The organism is Pseudoalteromonas sp. NZS100_1, assembly GCF_015864285.1.
In the GTDB taxonomy this organism is placed as follows: Bacteria; Pseudomonadota; Gammaproteobacteria; order Enterobacterales; family Alteromonadaceae; genus Pseudoalteromonas; species Pseudoalteromonas arctica.
The window spans coordinates 1-505 of the sequence record NZ_JADYXN010000385.1 but is presented as its reverse complement, the minus strand read 5'-3'; the positions used below and the strand labels follow the sequence as shown (position 1 = coordinate 505).

Genomic DNA, 505 nt, shown 5'->3' with positions numbered 1-505 from the left:
GTTCAAGGAGACGCCGCTTCCCGAGGACAAGGTGATCGTGCCTGGCGTCATCGACACCTGCACGAACTATATCGAGCACCCGGAAGTGGTGGCGCAGCGTATCGAGCAATACGCCAATCTGGTGGGCCGCGAACGCGTGATCGCCGGTACAGACTGCGGGTTTGCAAGCTTCGCCTCCTTCCATGCCGTCGATCCGGCAATTGGCTGGCGTAAGCTCGAAGCGATGGTTCAGGGCGCCGAGATCGCCTCGCGCCGCCTGTGGCGCTGAGCGAGACCCGTAAGATGAAAATCATCCAGATTACGGATTTGCACCTTGTTCCCAAAGGGCGAAGTCTGTTCGAAAACGATCCCGGCGTGCGGCTTGAGGCCTGCATCGCCGATATCGCTGCCAACCACGCTGATGCCGACTTGTGTGTCATTACCGGCGACCTGGCCCATCATGGCGAGCACGGCGCATACATCCGCCTGCGAGAAGCGCTAGAAGCGCTGCCGGTGCCCGTCCGCC

At 61.4% G+C, this 505-nt stretch carries 1 protein-coding gene and 1 pseudogene; both read left to right on the top strand.

Annotation, left to right across the window (positions count from 1 at the left end; genetic code table 11):
* Positions 1–268, top strand: a pseudogene (locus I6F66_RS22420) (epoxyalkane--coenzyme M transferase); the annotation flags it as partial.
* A gap of 14 nt (positions 269–282) precedes the next feature.
* On the top strand, positions 283–505 hold a 223-nt coding region (locus I6F66_RS22415), incomplete at its 3' end, for a metallophosphoesterase (RefSeq protein ID WP_197209943.1).